The 20,461-nt window shown below is 43.8% G+C and carries 15 protein-coding genes; 3 read left to right on the forward strand and 12 right to left on the reverse strand.

The window, feature by feature from the left end; translation table 11 throughout:
- Positions 1 to 6: 6 nt before the first annotated feature.
- The 3 genes from MHI15_RS16580 to MHI15_RS16590 form a co-directional block, all read right to left on the reverse strand.
- The gene (locus MHI15_RS16580) at positions 7 to 504 is read right to left on the reverse strand and encodes a hypothetical protein (RefSeq protein WP_076125480.1); all 498 of its coding nucleotides are present in this window, start codon (positions 502 to 504) and stop codon (positions 7 to 9) included.
- A 75-nt stretch (positions 505 to 579) separates the two neighbouring features.
- Positions 580 to 1,032: an anti-sigma factor family protein gene (locus MHI15_RS16585; protein WP_038569222.1), complete on the reverse strand. Its 453-nt coding sequence runs from the start codon at positions 1,030 to 1,032 to the stop codon at positions 580 to 582.
- Entirely contained in the window at positions 1,029 to 1,610 is a 582-nt protein-coding gene (locus MHI15_RS16590; RefSeq protein WP_076125482.1) for an RNA polymerase sigma factor, read from the reverse strand. The genes MHI15_RS16585 and MHI15_RS16590 overlap by 4 nt, the downstream gene beginning before the upstream one ends.
- Positions 1,611 to 1,713: 103 nt before the next feature.
- Here MHI15_RS16590 and MHI15_RS16595 point away from each other — a divergent pair, with 103 nt between their 5' ends.
- Together MHI15_RS16595 and MHI15_RS16600 are read left to right on the forward strand one after the other, a co-directional pair.
- Positions 1,714 to 4,812, forward strand: coding sequence for a hybrid sensor histidine kinase/response regulator (locus MHI15_RS16595; protein ID WP_341164622.1), 3,099 nt, complete (start codon positions 1,714 to 1,716; stop codon positions 4,810 to 4,812).
- 83 nt (positions 4,813 to 4,895) lie between these two features.
- On the forward strand, positions 4,896 to 6,041 hold the full coding sequence (locus tag MHI15_RS16600; protein ID WP_081386357.1) for a response regulator: 1,146 nt from the start codon (positions 4,896 to 4,898) through the stop codon (positions 6,039 to 6,041).
- Positions 6,042 to 6,108: 67 nt separating this feature from the next.
- Here MHI15_RS16600 and MHI15_RS16605 read toward each other — a convergent pair whose 3' ends face one another.
- The 5 genes from MHI15_RS16605 to ilvB form a co-directional block, all read right to left on the reverse strand.
- A complete protein-coding gene (locus tag MHI15_RS16605) occupies positions 6,109 to 9,987 on the reverse strand; it encodes a collagen binding domain-containing protein (RefSeq protein WP_341164623.1) in 3,879 nt (1,292 codons plus the stop codon).
- 288 nt (positions 9,988 to 10,275) lie between these two features.
- Positions 10,276 to 11,817 carry a 2-isopropylmalate synthase gene (locus tag MHI15_RS16610; RefSeq protein ID WP_038569217.1) on the reverse strand — a complete coding sequence of 514 codons (1,542 nt, stop codon included), beginning with the start codon at positions 11,815 to 11,817 and terminating at the stop codon, positions 10,276 to 10,278.
- A gap of 102 nt (positions 11,818 to 11,919) precedes the next feature.
- Positions 11,920 to 12,912 carry a ketol-acid reductoisomerase gene (gene ilvC, locus MHI15_RS16615; RefSeq protein WP_036679485.1) on the reverse strand — a complete coding sequence of 331 codons (993 nt, stop codon included), beginning with the start codon at positions 12,910 to 12,912 and terminating at the stop codon, positions 11,920 to 11,922.
- A gap of 177 nt (positions 12,913 to 13,089) precedes the next feature.
- Positions 13,090 to 13,578, reverse strand: a complete 489-nt coding sequence (gene ilvN / locus MHI15_RS16620; RefSeq protein WP_170914191.1) for an acetolactate synthase small subunit — start codon at positions 13,576 to 13,578, stop codon at positions 13,090 to 13,092.
- Positions 13,575 to 15,317, reverse strand: a complete 1,743-nt coding sequence (gene ilvB / locus MHI15_RS16625) for a biosynthetic-type acetolactate synthase large subunit (protein ID WP_076304533.1) — start codon at positions 15,315 to 15,317, stop codon at positions 13,575 to 13,577. The genes ilvN and ilvB overlap by 4 nt, the downstream gene beginning before the upstream one ends.
- 591 nt (positions 15,318 to 15,908) lie before the next feature.
- On the opposite strand from ilvB, the gene MHI15_RS16630 reads away from it, so the two are divergent.
- A complete protein-coding gene (locus MHI15_RS16630) occupies positions 15,909 to 16,355 on the forward strand; it encodes a GNAT family N-acetyltransferase (RefSeq protein ID WP_036679492.1) in 447 nt (148 codons plus the stop codon).
- Positions 16,356 to 16,377: 22 nt separating this feature from the next.
- Here MHI15_RS16630 and MHI15_RS16635 read toward each other — a convergent pair whose 3' ends face one another.
- The 4 genes from MHI15_RS16635 to MHI15_RS16650 form a co-directional block, all read right to left on the reverse strand.
- Complete coding sequence (locus tag MHI15_RS16635; protein WP_341164624.1) at positions 16,378 to 16,707, reverse strand: hypothetical protein; 330 nt, start codon at positions 16,705 to 16,707, stop codon at positions 16,378 to 16,380.
- A gap of 184 nt (positions 16,708 to 16,891) precedes the next feature.
- Positions 16,892 to 17,848: an ABC transporter permease gene (locus MHI15_RS16640; RefSeq protein WP_036679496.1), complete on the reverse strand. Its 957-nt coding sequence runs from the start codon at positions 17,846 to 17,848 to the stop codon at positions 16,892 to 16,894.
- A complete protein-coding gene (locus MHI15_RS16645; protein WP_076107269.1) occupies positions 17,849 to 18,922 on the reverse strand; it encodes an ABC transporter permease in 1,074 nt (357 codons plus the stop codon). It lies immediately after the preceding gene.
- Entirely contained in the window at positions 18,915 to 20,453 is a 1,539-nt protein-coding gene (locus MHI15_RS16650) for an ABC transporter ATP-binding protein (RefSeq protein ID WP_036679500.1), read from the reverse strand. The genes MHI15_RS16645 and MHI15_RS16650 overlap by 8 nt, the downstream gene beginning before the upstream one ends.
- Between the last annotated feature and the right edge of the window lie 8 nt (positions 20,454 to 20,461).

Consider the following 20,461-nt stretch of genomic DNA (forward strand, 5'->3'; position numbering starts at 1 on the left):
CGTTTCTTATGCTCTCGTATTGTTCCTTAACATCTTCAGTCCGTACGCAATCAGACCCACTGATAATAAGATCGTGCCGATGTTGATCTCAGTCAGCATATCCCAAAGGGTAGGGAAAGCTGTGATTACCAACATAAGGAACCCAGCAACAACACAGCCGATTCCCACCCAAGCTGGATTGATCTCTTCATGTGGATATCCAGGCATAGAGGACATCCCCATGGTCCAAGGGGCTCCGAAGCTGTCTGGATGAAACATCATTCGTTCGTGTTCAGCAGCCGTTATTTTCATCCAAGCCGCCTTCTGCAGGGCATCAAACAACTGATAAAACCACAGCGCCGCCAGGGCAAACGGGAAGATCAAGGGCTCGGACGGAATAAACATTATACATAAGGAGGCCCCGATCATAAACTGTAAACCCTGCTTTTTAAAGCCTAAGTACAAATGACCTACTCCAGGTATCATAGCCAGCATAAAAGTGAGCCAACGTCTCTTCTTAATCATAATACATCCTCCTAAAATTTGGGTAGCAAAACTTTAGCCAATTTAAACATCTATTGATGATCAATTATTTTATTACTATCTCCCAAAGCCACCAAACCACTGGGTTACTGAATTCGACATATGGCCGTTTATTTCGGTAATGCCATAGGCCAAATTCTCAAATACCCCAAACTGCAACAATAACAAACTGAGGCAAGCAGCCACTCCATAATGAATCCATGAGGTTTTTGGGGCAGAACGACGTCTTACATTGGTTGCCTTAGTCGCTCGTGATCTGCGCCCTGTTTCGAGCTGCTCAATATGTGTCATAACATCTGCTGCGAGATCCGGGAAGTCCATCTGCGCCTGCAACTGTTCTCTGTCAGCATCCATTTCCGACCACAGCTCCGACATTGCTTTGGCTTCCTCCAGCCACTCTGCGCAATCAGGACATGACTCTATGTGCAATCGGATACTCAGCTCCATCTCTGGAGACAGTAGGCCGTCTATATAATGTGGCATCCATTCCTTCACTATTGCACAATTCATCGCCATTCCTCCCTTTGTTTACGCATCATCTGTCTGGCTCGATAAAGCTGCGATTCGATTGTTTTCACGGAAACTCCCTTTTGCTCTGCAATCTCTTGATAGGAATTCCGCTGAAAATAGTACAGCTGGACGACCGACCGGTACGGTTCCGCCAGACTGTTCACATTCTCTCCTAATTCAGCTGATGTTTCCTGCTCAAGTACCTCATGCTCCGGAGTTTGAGACGTTACCCAATCATTTTCTGTGTAATCAGCTGCACTTCGGTACTTCCACTCCCTATCGTTGGCCCGTTTCCAGTCCAGACAGGTTCGGTAGGCAATCCGATACAGCCATGTCGAGAAGGAGGATTGTCCTCTGAAAGAGGGGAGCGCTTTATATGCTTTTATAAAAACCTCCTGGGCCATATCTTTGGCCGATTCGGCTTCTCCTGTGATTTTGACGCATACTCTGTATACCATGCCTTGGTAACGTGTCACCAAATGCCCAAAGGCTTGATGTTGACCGTTCAGCACAGCAGCAATCCATTCTGCCTCTTCCAGCTTTCTCCCCTCCTTCACCTTCATAACGTTAGACGCCAACCAATCGTTCTCCCCTGCAACCTATACATAAATTTTTTTGGTTTTTTTGAAATAGGCTGAAGAGAGGAATATATAGTTTGTTGTCGAATAATGTTTAACTACTATGACTAAAAGAAAACTCTTCTTAATTATCGCATTGTTTCTTATTATACTCACTGGATTCCGTATCCTATGGGTAAAGATTTCTCCGCACACCACACAACCACCACTGATCAATGGTGTGTTGGATTTACGGGATAAACAATGGAATCAGGACAAACTCCTTATTTTAAATGGGCAGTGGGAGTTCTATCCGGGTATGCTGCTTCCTTCATTCAACGAACAATCTGTAACTGCTGCTCCTGCAAAATATATACAAGTCCCGGGGAACTGGAAAGATGCCCTTAGCGATAGCGATAAATCTGCTTATGGCTACGGCTCCTATCGGCTACGTGTCCTAACAGATAATCATAAGAAGCAATCCTATAGTCTTCTAATTTCCGGAGCTCGGTCCTCTTCAGAAGTGTATATCAACGGTGAACGGCTGGACAGCTCTGGCACTCCTGCTGAGAGTAAAGAACACTATATTCCGTACATACTGCCTTATTCAGTATCCTTTACAACCGATAAAAGTGAACTTGAAATTGTGATCCATGTAGCCAACTATTCCTTTTCCCAAACGGGAGGAATTTCTAAAACGATTGTTTTTGGCAGCGAAAAAGCTTTAACACAGGAAAGACTGCTCTCTATTAGCCTACAGTTGCTATTATGTGTTGTTCTAATACTGCACGCTGTATATGCTGTTATTTTATATATAATTGGGCTGCGGCAAAAGATGTTGATCTATTTTTTTCTACTGGTAATATCCGCTATAACTACCGTACTCATAGATGATGACAGGCTTTTATTGCACGTATTTCCCTTGAACTATCAATGGAATTTCAAGCTATTTTTTATCTCTTATATTGCTGTATTTATTTTTATCCTGCAGACAAGCAAACATCTTTTGTTCACGGATTTAAAAATAAAAAGTATTCGTATCCTAACCATCCTGTCCGTAGTAGACATCCTGTTCATATTATTTGGACCCGTTGTTCACTATTATGAATTTCACACACTGATTTTCGGCATAAATTTATTAGTTTTAGCATTAGGTGTCGTAATTCTTTTTCTGAGATCTATTGTTAAAAATTACGAAGGCTCTATTTTCCTGTTGTTATCTATGTTTGCCATCGTTAACAGCACACTTTGGGGAATGTTCAAGAATTATAACTGGGTTAACGTTACCTATTATCCTTTTGATCTAATTATCGCCTTTTTGTGCTTTGCGACTTTTGGATTTAAGCGATATCACTGGAATACTAAGGAGACAGAAAAACTGGCGCACAGCCTGCAGAGAAGTGTTACACAAAAGGATGCTTTTTTGGCTAACACCTCACATGAATTAAAAAATCCGCTGTACAGTATCATTAACATTGCCGAAACTGTCCTGGACAGCGAGCGTGACACTGTAACGCATCAAAATGCTGAGAATTTAAAACTGCTCATTACCGTTGGAAGACGTATGTCCCTTCTGGTAGACGATCTGCTGGATCAATCCCAGCTCCGTGAAAGCAATATACAATTGCAGCTCAGAGAACTTAAGATCCAATCCTTCGCAGTGGGTGTGCTTGATATGTTCAAATTCTTAACGGAAGGGAAATCTTTAACCTTAATCTCAGAAATACCAGATTCATTCCCTTCTATTGTGGCTGATGAAAAAAGACTCATTCAGATCTTGTTCAATCTGCTTCAAAATGCTGTTAAATATACGACTGTAGGCACGATAAGAATCCATGCAGATATTCATAAAAAATCGGCGCAGATTCATATTACGGATACGGGTCTTGGCATGAACGAGGAGACGTTGCTCAGAGCTTTCCAGCCCTATGAACAGGGCGATTCCAGCATGAACGAAGTTAGCGGTGGCATCGGGCTTGGATTAAGCACCAGCAAGCAGTTAGTTGAACTTCACGGCGGGAAAATAAGTGTAGTCTCCACACTTGGAGAAGGTACTACCTTTACATTCACAATGCCATTATACGATTCAACCAGCCGGGTATTGAGTTCAGAACTGCCCTCTATGACTGAATTCTCAGACACGCCATCTATGATCACTTTATCCAAATTAACCGCACCGGGTATCGTTTCATCAGCCCAAGGAAGGAGACCCAAGCTTCTGGCTGTAGATGATGATCCGGTTAATCTAAAAATACTTACCAACGTACTTTCCATCAAGGACTATGAAATCGTTACGGTGACCAGCGGAAACGATGCTTTACTATTGCTGGATACCGTTCAGTGGGATTTAATTATTACAGATGTAATGATGCCACAAATGTCCGGGTATGAGCTGGCGCATAGAATTCGTGAACGTTACACCATTGCTGAGCTTCCCATTCTGCTTCTGACGGCACGAGGCCAAGCGGAAGATATTTATACCGGTTTTATTTCAGGTGCAAATGACTATGTAATGAAGCCTATGAATGCAATAGAGCTGAAGGCCCGTGTACGCTCCTTAACAGATCTAAAACAGTCCGTAAACGAACGGCTTCGTGTGGAAGCTGCCTATCTTCAAGCGCAAATACAACCACATTTCTTGTTCAACACATTAAATTCAATATCCGCGCTGGCTTCTTTTGATATTAATAGAATGAGTCACCTTGTGGATGCCTTCAGCTCTTATTTGCGTTTAAGCTTCAATTTCCTGAATGCTGAGCCTATGATACCGATTGAACGAGAGCTTGAGCTTGTTCATGCCTACCTCTACATAGAAAAGGAGCGCTTTGAAGATAGGATGACCATTCTTTGGGATTATGAGGAAAGCTTGCATTTTCAACTGCCGCCTCTGACTATACAGCCACTGGTTGAAAATGCTGTCCGGCACGGTATTTTGAGTCGCTCCCAAGGAGGAACGGTGTCCATAACCATCAAGGAACAAGCTGGCGATATTGAAATCACGATATCAGACAATGGCCAAGGCATGAAAAACGAACAACTCCAGCAGTTGCTCAGCAATCCGTCTAATGATGCAAGAGGAATCGGATTTTTAAATACACATAAACGGCTGTTGCGGGTCTACGGAAAAGGGCTGCAGATTAAAAGCTCCGAAGGGAAAGGAACTTCTGTGAGTTTTATTATTCCTTCTGACAAAAAAAATCCGCTTCGAAAACTTTCTGATTAACAGACAAACTATTGTGAACCGAAATATCAAGTAAGGATTCGACGTATTTTGGCTAAAATACTATATCTGAGTGGTGATTAATAATGATTCAGGCAATATTAGTTGACGATGAACGGCTTGCCCTTGTGAAATTAGAGTTTATGTTAAAAAAAATACCATCTTTACATATAGCCGCTTCCTATACGGACCCCTCACAGGCCATTCAAGAGGCTCCGTCTTATCATCCTGACGTTATTTTTATTGATATTGAAATGCCAGAAATTAATGGTCTTCAAGCTGCGGAGATGCTCCAAGAGGCCTGTCCAAATGCAAATATTATCTTCGTTACCGCGTATAACCATTATGCTGTGGAGGCTTTTGAGATTAATGCGCTCGATTATATTTTGAAGCCTGTGCGAAATGACCGACTATTGAAAGCTGTCCAGCGGTTAGAAGAAAGATTGTCACTTGCACCAAAACTCATAATTGCAAAAGAAGAGGTAACCATTCGTTGTCTTCAATCGCTTCGTTTTGAACGAGGCGGACAATCTCTGAATAATCTGCGTTGGAGAACCTCTAAGGCCCAAGAGTTATTTGCCTTTTTGCTCCATAATCGCAACCGCTTCGTAAGTAAAGACATGCTGATTGAACTGCTGTGGCCAGACTTCAATCTGAAAAAGGCCTCTACCCATCTCTATACAACAATTTATCAAGTCCGGCAATGCTTAAAGCAGAATGAAGTTGACCTGCATATCAGCAACCTTAGCGGGGGGGAAGGCTATACCCTTGAAACCGGATCAATGTTGATTGATGTAGATAAGTGGGAACAGGGTATCCTGGCTCTGGAAACCATCAGTGAAGTTAATTGTGCGGAGCATCAAGTTTTATTCGAGCTTTATTCTGGAGATTACTATGACGATTATGATTATTTATGGGCTGAAAGTGAGCGGCAACGTCTTCGTACCATTTGGCTGCACCATGCAATGGGCATAGCCCAATTTTATATAGAAAGCAACAGAATTGCCGAGGCCGTTACTGTCTATCAACGAGTAGTGCAGTTACAGCCTTATTTTGAACAAGGGCATTTAGGATTAATGAAGGTCTACGACAGCATTGGAGAACGTTCCGCTGTGGAAGAGCAGTACAAGCTGCTCAAGGATTTGTTCCAAAAGGAACTTAACCTTGGCCTTCCAGCCAGCGTTGAGCAATGGTACGAGCAATGGGAACAGCTTAACCATAGAGTGCGATGAGCTAAATAACCTATCAAGACATAATAAAGACACCCGGATAAAACCGGGTGTCTTTATTATTACCTTCCTAGTTATTACGTTTGAATCGTCTTGTTAATACAAACCCTAAAAGCACCAGACTTCCACCAGCCAAGTAGATCGGAAACGCGCTGTCTTCTCCTGTTTTCGGAAGCTGAGTCGGTTTATTGCTGTTATTTCCCGGCTCAGTAACTGTACCCTTTGGTACTTCCTCCACATCAATCTCTATGAGGATTTCTTCTTCATTTCCATTCTCATCTGTAACAATAATGGTGAACTTATCTTTACCAATATAGCCCGGATCAGGTGTGTAGACCCATTTGCCATCCTTAGTAATAGTCACTTTACCATGTCCCGGCTCATCTCCCAAGCTTGGCACTCCCCCAAGTGGAATTTCACCTTCAATAGGAACATCTTCATTGGTAATCTCTTTCTGCACAGGTGGGGTTACCTGCGGAACAACAGGCGTACTAGTTGCCACAGGCTGGCTTGGAGTAGCTGTTGGCGTAACCGTTGGCGTTGCCGTCGACACTGGCGTTACCATCGGTGTTGGCGAAGGTGTTGCCACCACAACTGGTGTTGCTGTTGGTGTAGAAGTAACGACTACTTCCGGTGTCGGTGATGGTGTCCAGATAGGACCTGTCGGTTCCTCTGGCGTCGACGTTGGCGTTGCTGTCGGCGTCGACGTTGGCGTTGCTGTCGGCGTCGACGTTGGTGTTGCTGTCGGCGTCGACGTTGGTGTTGCTGTCGGTGTCGACGTTGGTGTTGCTGTCGGCGTCGACGTTGGTGTTGCTGTTGGCGTCGACGTTGGTGTTGCTGTCGGTGTCGACGTTGGCGTTGCTGTTGGCGCTGGCGTTGGTGTTGCTGTTGGCGCTGGCGTTGGTGTTACCGTTGGTGCGGGCGTTACGGTCGGTATAGGCGTTGCTGTTGGTGTCGGAACTTTGTTTTTTACCTCAAGGCTTATCCCTGTCGTCGAAGAAATAGTCACTTCATGTGGTGTTTGATCAAGAACATAACCAGCAGGCGCTGTTTTCTCAATTAATATATATTTCCCACCTGTCAGTTTGGTAAATTCAAGTATCCCGTTTGTATCCGTAGTGCCTTCCTTAATCCAGATCTTATCGGCATCAACTACCCGATACAGATCAAAAACGGCCCCACTTAACACCTTACTCGTATTCCCGTCTTCTACTTTGGTAATCGTCAACGGTCCTCTTACGCCGCTTCCTGTGCCGGAGCCGCTAGAGAGCTTAACGATAATTTCCTCGGTGCTTACACCTGGAACTACCTTGATGTTTTTACCATCGAAACTAACCTTATTGGTTACCTTATCATTGTTTTGTGCTGTGATCAGGGAGTCATATTTCAAAATATAAGCTTCGGAAATATCCTTCAGGAAACTAAGCTTAAAGCTTTCTTTTCCGTCATTATCCGTAGTGATTTCCAGCTTATAATCTGTACCACTCACCAATTCTTGGTTGGTCGATGTTACATCCCCATTGCTTGCAACTTTCGTTTTGTAGACATGGAATGTATTGGACAGCAGGATTTGATTGTCGCTTGGAATATCCGTAATTACCGCTTCTTTTACAAAAGATTGGTTACGGTTGATGTAAACCGTCCAATGTATTTTATTGCCATCCTGCGCACCTTCTTTGTTAACGTATTCCCCGCCCTGAGGGATATTAACAGAAGCTTGCAGTTTAGCGGACTCTACTTTCGCACCGTCATATAACGTAGCTGTATTTTTAATTTCATTTGAATCAATCGCTTGATCCGCGAACGTTGTTTTGAAAGTGACGTAGAACGCATAATTAATCGTTTTATTAAATGTCACCTTCAGCTCACTGCCATCCAGCTCCACTTTATAGTCCGCGGAATTCACACTAGCTTGAGGAGAAGGATTTCCATCCTTTCCATACTCCCATTTATTCACTTTCACAGAATCCATATTTACAACTTGGCCAGCTGAAATGGTATCAACCAGTTGAGCTTGGTTTAACGTTTTCTGATTATAATTAGCCCCAATGTTCCAAGTGATTTCCTTAGTTACAGCATTGTAGGAACCACTCTTCTTCCCATTGTTTTTAACCTCATCTCTTGGATTAAAGATTACGGTCGCTTCTTTATGCTTAGACTCCTGCACCCCATTAACCGTTTCTTTCCAATCGAGTGCACCTGTATTAGTGAATTGAGTTTTGCCCGGAGCCAGCCAATCATAGTTAAAGCTTGTTGTATAAGTAATTGTGTAAGGTTCATTTATCGGCGCATTAAAAGTAATCACAAATCCATCGTTTACTGCAACCGGATCATGCGCATTGTAAACAACACTATGGACGGTAGCAGTTCCGCCTTTAGTTGGTTGAACCTTTAATGTACCCGGGACAAGCTTTAATCCAGCATTGCCAAAAGTATCTGTCACCACTGGATTTTCCATAGTCTTGCTGTCATCGTTAATTTGGATAGTCCAATCGAGGGTCTTAGTCGCATAATTAACGTTGCTATAATTTTTATGGAGAATTTGCTGCTTGATATCACTGTAACCTGTTTCTGTTTTTCCATCATAAGTAATCTTATTCGTAATCTTGCCATCATCAAATACTCTGCCATTTGCCTTTGTCTGATATTCAATACGGTAGGCAGAATTTATATCATTGTTAAATTTCAGATCAAAACCATTTAATCCCGTTGCAGTTGTTGGAGTTATTGTATATTCGCTTGAAGCGATTTCCGCGCTTTTAACCCCGTCGCCATTACTGTCGATCGTTACAGGATAAACTTTAACCGAGCTGAGAATTAGATCTTGGGTGTTATTGAATGTATCCTTCAAAATAGCATTTGCCGCTAAAATTGTTTTTTCATTGTAATTGAAATTAACAGCCCAGGAAATCACCTGATTCGCTGCATCGTAATTGGTGGACTCTTTCGATAGTGGTTTACCACGTCCTACTGTAACTGTAGTGCTAGCCTTTTTAGAAAATCCGTTATCTCCTGTTAAGACTGCCTCATTCAAAAAGGTTTTCGCATCTACACCAGTACCAGTAATATCCGTAGAGAAGCCAATCCGGTAAGCCTTAGTAAGCGGGTTATCCGCAAATTTCAGCTTTAACTCTCCCAAAGTGGATCCTGTCACATCATACTTGCTGCTGTCCACTAGATTGCCAAGACTCACAGTCCCATCGACCTTCACATCAAGCTCATAAACAGCAATAGATACCGTATTCAGTGATAATCCCGCAGGGAGTGTGTCGGTGACAACTGCATTTTTTACGCTTTCCAGTGCCTTATTCACATCAACCGTCCAAGCGATGCTTGTTGGATTATAATACTGCGGCTTAGGCGAACCGTCTTTTTCTATAGTAGAGCTAACCTTCGGCTTAAAATTAAGCTCAATGGTCTGAGTACCGCCTTGTATCGGGAAAATCAGGGTTTGCTTCGTGGAGCCTGTAATTTTCTTGGAGCTCAAAAGCGACCTTACGGAGAAAGTCCCTCCCACTTTATCGTGAGTTTCGATATAAGCATTAAATGTAAATACAACGCGGTTAGTATTTTTGTCGACGGTATAAGTCCCTACAGGCTCATCGTCAAAAATAAGATCACCATTCAGATCGTTATAAAGTTCAAACTGTGTTGGAAGATCAAAGGTATAGGTGGACCCATCCTTATATCCATGCCCATCTGGAAGTGACCATGTATAGTTCAATTCCGAATAGGAATCAAGTTCATATACGCTTTCTGTAACCGTATTTGTGTATTTATCATCGGTGTATACAGCAAGCGTAACACTAGTAATGAGGTCATCTCCAATTACAGTACCGTTGCCACTCGCATATGCCTGCGAATTGACTCCAAAGCCAAAGCTGTAAGCCCATTGCGTCACAAGCAAGAATACTACGAGCAATGCGCTAATTTTCTTTTTTGATAACATTATTAAAAATGCCTCCTTTATCACTCCGTTTATCGTGCTTTTCCTAAGCTTTATCCTTTGAATCCCGTACTCTACTCCCCCGCATTAACCTCCTTGACTCTTTCTCATGATATAAATTTGCAACCTAACAACTATTGTAAATAGTCCATCTATACATAATCTGAACAGCGTCCTATTGCAGTCTTGGAGATCTTTTTATTGCAAAAAAAAAACAGGGATATGCGCAATAACTCGCATATCCCTGTCGTATTTACTACTTAGTGGAAAATAAAAATAACATTGTACATCTTATAGACTAGCGTGATCACGTTTGGTGTAAGTCTTACGCTTCTCCAGAAGCTTGTTCAGCGCATCAATATAAGCGCGGGCACTTGCTTCTAGAATATCGGTGCTAAGTCCACGGCCTTGTGCAGCTACTTCTCCCTGCGAAAGCACCACATGAACCTCACCCTGCGCATCTTTACCACGGGAGACCGATTTAATCGAATAATCTCCAAGGGTAACTTCCTCATTCGTGGCTTTATCAATAGCATTGTAGATGGCATCTACTGAACCATTACCTTCGGCCTCAGCTACAATCGGCTGGTCTTCCGGACCCGCAATAATAACCTTGGCGGTTGGAACAGCTTCATTACCATAAGTAACGAACATCGTTTGCAGCTTAAAGACTTCTGGCGTATCAATTAATTTCTCTTCAATCAAAGCCAAAATGTCTTCATCTGATACTTCTTTTTTCTTATCTGCCAAATCCTTAAATCTAGAAAAAGCGGTGTTCAGCTCTTCTTCGGACAAATCATACCCAAGATCACTCAACTTATCGCGGAAAGCGTGCCGTCCAGAGTGTTTGCCGAGTACCAGCTTGCTCTCTTTAAGTCCAATAGTCTCCGGTGTCATGATCTCGTAGGTAGTTTTCTCTTTTAGCATCCCGTCCTGGTGAATACCCGATTCATGAGCAAATGCGTTAGCTCCTACAATCGCTTTATTCCCTGGAACCACCATACCTGTAAGCTTGCTGACCAGACGGCTTGTGCGAGAGATCTCAGATAACGTAAGCGATGTTTTTGCACCAAAAAATTCAGCCCGTGTCTCAAGCGCTAGCGCAACTTCTTCAATCGCTGTGTTCCCGGCACGTTCACCGATACCGTTGATCGTTCCTTCGATCTGATCTGCACCATTCTGAATCGCAGCCAGCGTATTTGCTGTAGCCATACCAAGATCGTTATGACAATGGGCACTAAGCTGTACGCGTTCAATATCAGGCACATTCTCTTTTAGATATTTAAAGATAGCTCCGTACTCCGAAGGATTCAAATAACCTACAGTATCCGGGATATTAACAACATTAGCGCCTTCCCGGATAGCCATGCCGACCATTTCAGCCATGAAATCATACTCCGTACGGCCCGCGTCTTCTAATGAAAACTCGAGCTTAGGGAAATATTTTTTAGCGTATCGGATAGCAGACTGTGCAGTTTCCAGCACCTGAGCCTTATCCATCCGTAGCTTATGCTGGCGGTGAATAGGAGATGTAGCCAGAAAAATATGAATACAAGGGTCCTGCGCTCCCTGTAGTGCTTCTTTTACAGCATCAATATCTGTCTCTCTAGAACGAGAAAGGCCGATTACCGTGACGTTTTTCACAGCCCTTGCCACCGCATTAACAGAAGCTAGATCACCTGGAGAAGCTGCAGGAAAACCCGCTTCCATGCGATCAATTCCCAGCTTCTCTAACTGGTAAGCGATCTCCACTTTCTCACGCGTGTTGAGGTTCACACCTGGTGACTGCTCTCCATCTCGCAGTGTCGTATCGAACACATAAATTTTCCGCATGCTAAGCACCTCCCAAAAATTGTGCTGAAACTCTCAAATGCGGCTCGCAAAGTCACGGCCGCATTTGAAGGTAATACTATTTAATCATAAGTATGATTATGATTATTTCTTAATCCAGTGCATCATTTCACGCAATTGGCTACCTACAACTTCTACTGGGTGAGCAGCTTCGTTGCGGCGAGTAGCGGTAAGGAAAGCACGTCCGGATTGGTTCTCAAGGATAAAGTCACGAGCGAATTTACCTTCTTGAATATCTGTCAGAACAGCTTTCATAGCTTTTTTAGTATCTTCAGTTACAATGCGTGGTCCAGTTACATAGTCACCGTACTCAGCAGTGTTACTGATAGAATCGCGCATGCTGGACAATCCGCCTTCGTATACCATGTCAACGATCAGCTTCAATTCGTGCAGACATTCGAAGTAAGCCATCTCAGGAGCATATCCTGCTTCTGTCAATGTTTCGAAGCCAGCTTTGATCAGTGCGGATACACCACCGCAAAGTACAGCTTGTTCACCGAACAAGTCAGTTTCGGTTTCTTCACGGAAGGAAGTTTCGATAACCCCTGCGCGTGTACATCCGATACCTTTTGCATAAGCAAGACCGATTTCTTTAGCTTTTCCAGTTGCATCTTGTTCGATAGCAATCAAGCCAGGAACGCCAAAGCCTTCAACATAAGTACGACGAACCATGTGACCTGGAGATTTTGGTGCTACAAGCAACACGTCTGCATCTTTAGGAGCAACGATTTGTCCAAAGTGTACGTTAAAGCCGTGGGAGAACATCAAAGCTGCGCCTTTTTTGAGGTTTGGTTCTACTTCATTTTTATATACCGAAGCCTGTGTTTCATCTGGCATTAGGATTTGCACAACATCTGCACGGGATACTGCTTCAGCTACTGGCAATACTTCAAAACCGTCATTTTTCGCAGTTTCAAAAGATTTACCTTCACGAAGACCGATGACAACTTGAAGACCACTGTCACGCAGGTTTTGTGCTTGGGCATGTCCTTGGCTACCGTACCCGATTACCGCAATTGTCTTTCCTTTTAATACACTAAGTTCTGCATCCTGTTCATAGTACGTTGTAACTGCCATTGTCAATATCCTCCTTTAATTTGAGACCCATCATAAAGAGCGGGTGCTTCAAGAGAACTGGAATCATAGAAGATCTAGCTGCTCCTCAAGCTCCCGCTCTTTAGCGGGAAGTTCATTCATATCATATCAGATTAATGCAATCAAGCAGTAATCCGTTAAAGTCGCAAAATAAACTATTTAAGAGTTACCGCGTACCATAGCCGTAATACCCGTGCGAGACAGCTCTCTGATTCCATAAGGTTTCAAAAGCTCGATCATCGCATCAATCTTCACTGTATCTCCAACTACCTGTACTAACAATGTAGTGCTGCCAATATCAACAACTGAAGCCCGGAAGGTTTCTACAACGCCCATAATTTCCGGACGCTCACTTGGATCAGCATTCACTTTAATCAGAGCCAGCTCACGAGCAACCATGGGCTTAGATCCAAGATCAACGACTTTAATTACATCAATTAACTTGTAGAGCTGCTTCTCGATTTGTTCAAGCGTATGCTGGTCTCCAAGAGTAACGATAACCATCCGGGACAATCCAACCTCTTCAGACTGGCCAACCGTTATACTCTCAATATTAAATCCGCGGCGACCGAACAAACCCGACACCCGTTGAAGCACACCCGGCTGGTCATTTACGAGTACAGAAATCGTATGTCTTGTCACTGTTATTCATCCCCCATCAGCATATGATCGATGGTTGAACCTTGAGTTACCATCGGGTAGACATTCTCGTCTTTTGGAACAACGAATTCTACCAATACTGGACCCGGTGTTTCCAGTGCTTTCTGCCATGCATCACGTGCTTCTTCCTTATTCGTCGCCCGTAGACCTTTTACACCATAGGCTTCAGCCAGCTTAACGAAGTCCGGACTGCCTGCGAGGTCTGTAAAGCTGTAACGTTTATCATAGATAAGATTCTGCCATTGGCGAACCATGCCAAGCACCTGATTGTTAATTACTACAATTTTGACTGGTATATTGTTAATCGCACATATCGCTAGCTCTTGGGAACACATTTGCATGCCGCCATCACCATTAATCGATACTACCAGCCGTTCAGGATGTGCCATCTGTGCACCGATAGCTGACGGGAATCCGAAGCCCATCGTTCCAAGACCGCCTGAAGTAATCCATGAACGCGGATGATTGAACTTATAGTATTGTGCAGCCCACATTTGATGCTGACCAACATCCGTTGTAACAATCGCTTCACCTTTAGTGGTGTCATTGATCATTTCAATCACCCATTGTGGTTTAAGCTCTGTTTCTGAATCCTTATACCGAAGCGGCTGATCTAGCTTCCACTGAGCAATCTGTGTTCTCCAAGCATCAGCATTAGCTGCGCGGCCAACCTCAGGATTCAGCATTTCCAATACCGTTTTCACATCGCCTACAATCGGAATATCAGGCGATACATTTTTCCCGATTTCTGCAGGATCGATATCGATATGCACGATTTTGGCTTTTGGCGCGAAGCCGTCCAGTCTGCCAGTAACACGGTCATCAAAACGTGCACCGATATTAATGAGCAAATCGCACTGTTGGATCGCATTATTCGCGGTATACGTACCATGCATACCCGGCATTCCCATCCAAAGTTCTTCTGCACTAGGGAAAGCTCCGAGACCCAGCAAGGTTGTAGTAATTGGAATCTCTGTCCGTTTCACGAATTCGAACATAGCTTCATGTGCTCCGGAGTAAATAACTCCACCACCTGCAATGATGATTGGACGTTCAGCAACCGCAATCGCACGAACCAATTTATCAAGCTGCAGTTTGTTTGGAACTGTACAAGGATTGTAGCCCCGAAGATTCACTGTTTTCACTGGTGTGAACAACGTTTTCGCTGCTGATACGTCTTTCGGAATATCGATCAACACTGGACCTTTACGACCGGTATTCGCCACATGAAAAGCTTCATGTATAACACGGGGGAGATCCTCAACATCTCTTACAAAGTAGCTATGCTTAGTGATTGGCATCGTTATCCCGGTAATGTCTGCTTCCTGGAAAGCATCTGTACCGATCAGGCTGGAGAATACGTTACCTGTGATTACAACCAATGGAGTGGAGTCCATATATGCTGTAGCAATACCTGTTACAAGATTCGTTGCTCCGGGACCTGAGGTAGCTATACATACCCCTGGTTTGCCACTTGCTCTAGCGTAACCGTCAGCTGCATGAATAGCACCTTGCTCATGACGTGTTAACACGTGATTGAAATCCGTAAAACCGTACAATGCATCATAGATGTACAGTACAGCTCCACCCGGATATCCGAATACAGTGTCTACACCTTCTAATACAAGGCTGCGGAGTAATATCTCGGAACCGGAAATGACCTCCGGCTCCATCCATTTTTCTTTTAACTGCTCAGTAGACCGTAATTCCGGTATTTGCGCGCTCATCAGTATTCCTCCTCCGATATTTAACATTCATTATGCAAATGACGGACCGTCCTTTATACATCAGCAAATGGTTCCTTATAAAACAAAAAAACCTTTCGCCTCCCACGCACAGTATTAGCGCGTGAGGGACGAAAGGTTGATCTTCCGTGGTACCACCCATGTTTGCATTACATCTCGCGATGCAACGCCTTATCAGGTATACAAAAATCCATCGATGTAGGCAAGGGCCCTAATCTCTGTAACCTGAAGTCCCTAACGCGGACTAAACGATTTCCCCTAATAATTCCACCACTCTAGCCAGTGGACCTTTCAGGAAAACAGCTCCGAGGTGAGCTCGTATATAAGGGATTTCGGTGGAGGTTGCAGCAGATCCTCACACTCTCTGAGCAAAAGAGCCCTTAAAACTTCGTCCTCATCATTGCCGATACATGTATGTTCGATAAAATGTTTAGACACATTATATGATTCCTAACATGGATAAGTCAATACCCTTATTTTTAATATTGTCACAACTCCTACTTCTACGTGCTGGGAACCCCCACCACGCTCCCGACATATGATGTACGACAATGCGTAGAAAGGGGGCGCTCTATGATCCGTTATCGTCGACCCAAGCAGGATGACGTCATTATCCTTGATTTAATCGAGCGACAGCTTGTACCATTATCTCATTTACCAAAGACTGAAATTGCCAAAATCAAAAAAGATATCCCCCGTCGTCTGGGACACGGTATCACCTTAGTCGCCTGTCCCGACTATGAGAGTGATCCAATGGGGTTTGTCCATTTCCTGCTGCATGGTGATTTACTTTATATCGATATGTTAGCCATAGCACCCGCAGCACGGCGCAAACACTTGGGGAATATGCTCATGGATCGAGCAGAACGATTTGCACTATCACGCGGATGTCATCGGGCTAAGGTATCCGTCGATTTAGGAAACACAGCAGCTCTTGCCTTTTATCAAAAATTGGGCTACAGCGTAGCCCGTTATCAATCCCTAAGCTTCTGTTACGAATTGGAGAAAAGGTTCATCTAGTTAAATCGAATTTCAACTGAACTTAAAAGAATCCGAAAGGTGGATAGGGTGTGCCTCCGTACCCGTAACCTCCATAAGGATTGCCATAGCCAGGACCTCCGCCATAAGGCGCTCCACCGCCATAGCCACCACCAAAAGCATAAGGTGCTGTACCAATAGCTAGCAAATCAAACAACACTAAAGGAATGATTGCTTTGGTTTGTACTTTTTTACCACTTACGCGTTGTAATATCAGACGATTTCCGGATACACGACGCAGTTTCCCTGTCACCTGAGTACCGTCCTTTTTTACTGCAATGATCTGCTTACCTACGAGTCTCATAACCTGCTTCTTCGTAACTGGCTTAGTCATATGATCCCCTCCTAAATGTTTTGTACGCCTCTCATTTGCATCATCTACAAAACAGTCTATTCGATGGAAAGGACCTTCGCCTGTACACTTGCCCTCCTGCCTCAATGTTTATCCTTGCTGATCCTAATAAAAAAGCCGTATTTCCGGGAAAAGACCGGAAATACGGCTTTGAAAAGTTACATGTCTATCGCTTACCAGGATCGTATGGCTGTCCTAATGCCTTAGGAGCAGAGGATCGGCCTACAGCCCCTACCAGCACGATGATAGTCAGTACATAAGGGATCATAAAGATAAACTCTTGAGGAATATTTTGTGACCACTCATACAATTGAACATAGTTGCGGATCGCTTGGGAAAATCCGAAGAATACCGCTGCACCAAAGGCACCAAGTGGATTCCATTTCCCAAAGATCATCGCTGCAATGGCGATAAAACCTTGACCAGAGATTGTATTATGACCAAAGGTTCCGGTTGTTGTTAAAGTGATTGTAGCTCCACCAATACCCGCCATCAATCCACTCAACATTACACCGATATATCTCATCCGATTAACTTTTACACCCAGTGTATCTGCAGCACTTGGATGCTCACCTACTGCACGCAAACGCAATCCAAATGGCGTCTTAAACAGAACCAAATAAATAACGATGACCAGTATTATGGCCAGATAAGTTGTAGGATAGGAATTAAAAATCCCTTCACCAATCACTGGGATTTTGGAGAGCCCAGGAATTGCAACCTTGCTAAACCCATCAATGATCGGTGTTTCAGCAGATCCATCAAACAGGAGCTTTACCATATAGAGCGTGCTTCCTGCAGCTAAAAAGTTAATAACCGTACCACTAATCGTCTGATCAGATTTAAAGGTTATAGATGCAACCGCATGAATTAGTGAGCCTAGCACACCAACAGCTATAGCACAGAGTACACCAACCCAAGGAGCCCATTCGCCCATTCCAGCGTCCTGAGCATAATAACCGCCTACTGCTGCCGCAAAGGCACCAAACATCATCAAACCTTCAAGTCCAATGTTTACGACACCGGAACGTTCAGAGAAGATGCCGCCAAGTGAGGCAAAAATGAGCGCTGTGGAAAAAACAAGCGTTGTATTAAGCAGTTGACCTAACGTCTGCAGATCCATCTATAACACCTTCTCTTTCTTGCGCTTGAAGTAAAAGGGCTTAAGCACCCAGCGCACAATCCCTTGTGCCGCAATAAAGAATATGATTGAACCAATAACGATACGAATAAGCTCTGGTGGAACATCTGCAGCAAAACTCATACCCGCAGAACCATAAGTCAGCGTACCGTAGAGAATCGCAGCCAGAATAACACCAAGTGGATGTGTTAAACCAAGGAGAGCAACAGCGATACCATCAAATCCATATCCTGGCGATGCCGCGAAAATAGCTTGATAATGGAATACACCAAGCACCTCTCCTGCTCCGGCCAGACCGGCGAATACACCACTTATGAACATTGCCTTCATAACGTTACGTCCAACATTCATCCCTGCATATTCGGCGGCATGTGGATTGTAACCAACTGCACGCATTTCGTAGCCCTGCTTGGTCTTCCATAAGTACACATAGAAGAATACCGCTGCAGCAAGAGCAATAGCTGTACCCCAGTGTAGACGTGCATTATCAAATATCGAATTCAAAAAGGTCATGGAAAGCGAGGCCGGAATATCCTCGGAACGATTTTGTCCTGGAAGCAACAAAAAGTTTCTAACGATATAATTCGACAGGTAAAGAGCAATCCAGTTTAACATGATTGTGGTAATAACTTCGTTAATCCCACGTTTTGCTTTCAAATAACCGGCAATCCCTGCCCATAAACCACCGCAGACACCCGCAATAATTACAGCAAGCGGGACAAGCAGGAAGGATGGCAGACCTGCCATCTTAATACCCACCACTGTTGCCGCTGTCATACCAATCATTACTTGGCCATCTGCCCCGATATTAAACATCCCTGAACGGAATGCGAAAGCTACGGCTAGCCCTGTAAGCATTAATGGTGTCATTTCGCGCACAGCTTCACCAAAGTTATACAAATTACCAAACACACGTTTGAACAGTGCGGAGTAAGCAGTTATCGGATCATAACCGCCCAGAAGCATAACTATTGCTCCCACAAGAAAACCAAGCACGATGGCAACCAGAGGAACGATGTAGCTGTCAGTTGTGAAGATTTTTTTGAACTTATTCAACTGCCTTACCTCCCCGCTGCAAGCTGCCTGCCATCATAAGACCCAGTTCCTGATCATTCGTATCTTGCGGGAACACTTCACCGACAATTTTCCCTTCATAGATAACAGCGATTCTGTCAGAGACGTTCATAATCTCGTCCAATTCAAAGGAAATAAGTAGAACAGCCTTTCCTTGATCACGCTGAGCTATGAGTTGCTTCTGAACAAATTCAATAGCCCCAACATCTAGACCGCGTGTAGGTTGTGCGGCAATTAACAATGTCGGATTTTTATCTATTTCCCGCGCAATAATCGCTTTCTGTTGATTTCCGCCGGATAAAGAACGTGCTTTGGTCTCTATTGAAGGTGTACGTACATCAAATTGCTCTATAAGCTTCGCTGCGTACTTATCAATGACATCATTTTGCAAAAAGCCATTTTTGTTGTAAGGACTCTTATAATAGGTTTCCAAAACCATATTCTCACTCATGGTGAAATCAAGCACTAACCCATGCTTGTGGCGGTCCTCAGGAATATGAGAGACATTCATCTCTGAAACCTTTCGCGGTGATAAATTAGCAATTTCATTGCCAGACACGGTTATCGAACCCGAATCAATTTTGCGCAGACCTGTAATGGCCTGGATCAACTCACTTTGTCCATTACCATCTACGCCAGCAATCCCGAGAATTTCCCCTGCTTTAACTTCAAAGCTAAGACCATCCAGTACGGAGACCCCATCTTTACTCTTACTGCTGACATCCTTCAGTTTGAGTACAGATTGGCCAACCTCAGGAGCCTTCTTGTCCACTTTGAAAGTTACGCCACGCCCAACCATTTTTTCAGCTAGCTCATTAGGATTGGTCTCTGCGGTATTCACAGTATCAATTACTTTCCCACGTCTAATAATGGTGACCCGATCAGATATTTGCATGATTTCTTTAAGCTTATGCGTGATCAAAATAATGGATTTTCCCTCTGCAACAAGCCGCTTCATAATCGCCATGAGTTCCGTAATTTCTTGAGGCGTAAGTACTGCGGTCGGCTCATCAAATATGAGAATATCCGCTCCACGGTACAGGGTCTTCATAATTTCTACCCTTTGCTGCATACCTACCGAAATGTCATGAATAACGGCATTTGGATTCACTTGCAGGCCATATTGCTCCGATAGCTTCCGAACCTGTTCCGCAGCGGATTTATAGTCAATTTTAAGACCTTTTTTCGGCTCCATCCCAAGAACAATATTCTCGGTCACCGTAAAAGGCTCCACAAGCTTGAAATGCTGATGAACCATACCAATACCAAGCTCAATAGCTTTATTGGGGTTATCAATAATAACCGGTTTCCCGTCGATTTCAATACTGCCTTCATCCGGTTGATACAATCCAAATACAATGTTCATTAAAGTGGACTTGCCTGCACCATTCTCACCAAGCAATGCAAGGATTTCACCCTTTTTAAGCGTCAAGCTAATGGAATCGTTAGCAACAATACCGGGAAAGCGTTTTGTGATTTGCTTCAACTCTACGACAGGAGCCGCAGCACTCATGGAATCAC

Source organism: Paenibacillus sp. FSL H7-0918 (genome assembly GCF_038007025.1).
GTDB classification, from domain to species: Bacteria; Bacillota; Bacilli; order Paenibacillales; family Paenibacillaceae; genus Paenibacillus_AQ; species Paenibacillus_AQ odorifer.

Excerpts from the sequence above, each read along its gene's own strand:
- MHI15_RS16635 (WP_341164624.1), bottom strand. The coding sequence starts at position 16,707 with ATGACTAAGCCAGTTACGAAGAAGCAGGTTATGAGACTCGTAGGTAAG.
- MHI15_RS16630 (WP_036679492.1), top strand. The coding sequence starts at position 15,909 with ATGATCCGTTATCGTCGACCCAAGCAGGATGACGTCATTATCCTTGAT.
- MHI15_RS16650 (WP_036679500.1), bottom strand. The coding sequence starts at position 20,453 with ATGAGTGCTGCGGCTCCTGTCGTAGAGTTGAAGCAAATCACAAAACGC.
- MHI15_RS16640 (WP_036679496.1), bottom strand. The coding sequence starts at position 17,848 with ATGGATCTGCAGACGTTAGGTCAACTGCTTAATACAACGCTTGTTTTT.
- ilvC (WP_036679485.1), bottom strand. The coding sequence starts at position 12,912 with ATGGCAGTTACAACGTACTATGAACAGGATGCAGAACTTAGTGTATTA.
- MHI15_RS16605 (WP_341164623.1), bottom strand. The coding sequence starts at position 9,987 with ATGTTATCAAAAAAGAAAATTAGCGCATTGCTCGTAGTATTCTTGCTT.
- ilvB (WP_076304533.1), bottom strand. The coding sequence starts at position 15,317 with ATGAGCGCGCAAATACCGGAATTACGGTCTACTGAGCAGTTAAAAGAA.
- MHI15_RS16600 (WP_081386357.1), top strand. The coding sequence starts at position 4,896 with ATGATTCAGGCAATATTAGTTGACGATGAACGGCTTGCCCTTGTGAAA.
- MHI15_RS16585 (WP_038569222.1), bottom strand. The coding sequence starts at position 1,032 with ATGAATTGTGCAATAGTGAAGGAATGGATGCCACATTATATAGACGGC.
- MHI15_RS16580 (WP_076125480.1), bottom strand. The coding sequence starts at position 504 with ATGATTAAGAAGAGACGTTGGCTCACTTTTATGCTGGCTATGATACCT.
- MHI15_RS16610 (WP_038569217.1), bottom strand. The coding sequence starts at position 11,817 with ATGCGGAAAATTTATGTGTTCGATACGACACTGCGAGATGGAGAGCAG.
- MHI15_RS16595 (WP_341164622.1), top strand. The coding sequence starts at position 1,714 with ATGACTAAAAGAAAACTCTTCTTAATTATCGCATTGTTTCTTATTATA.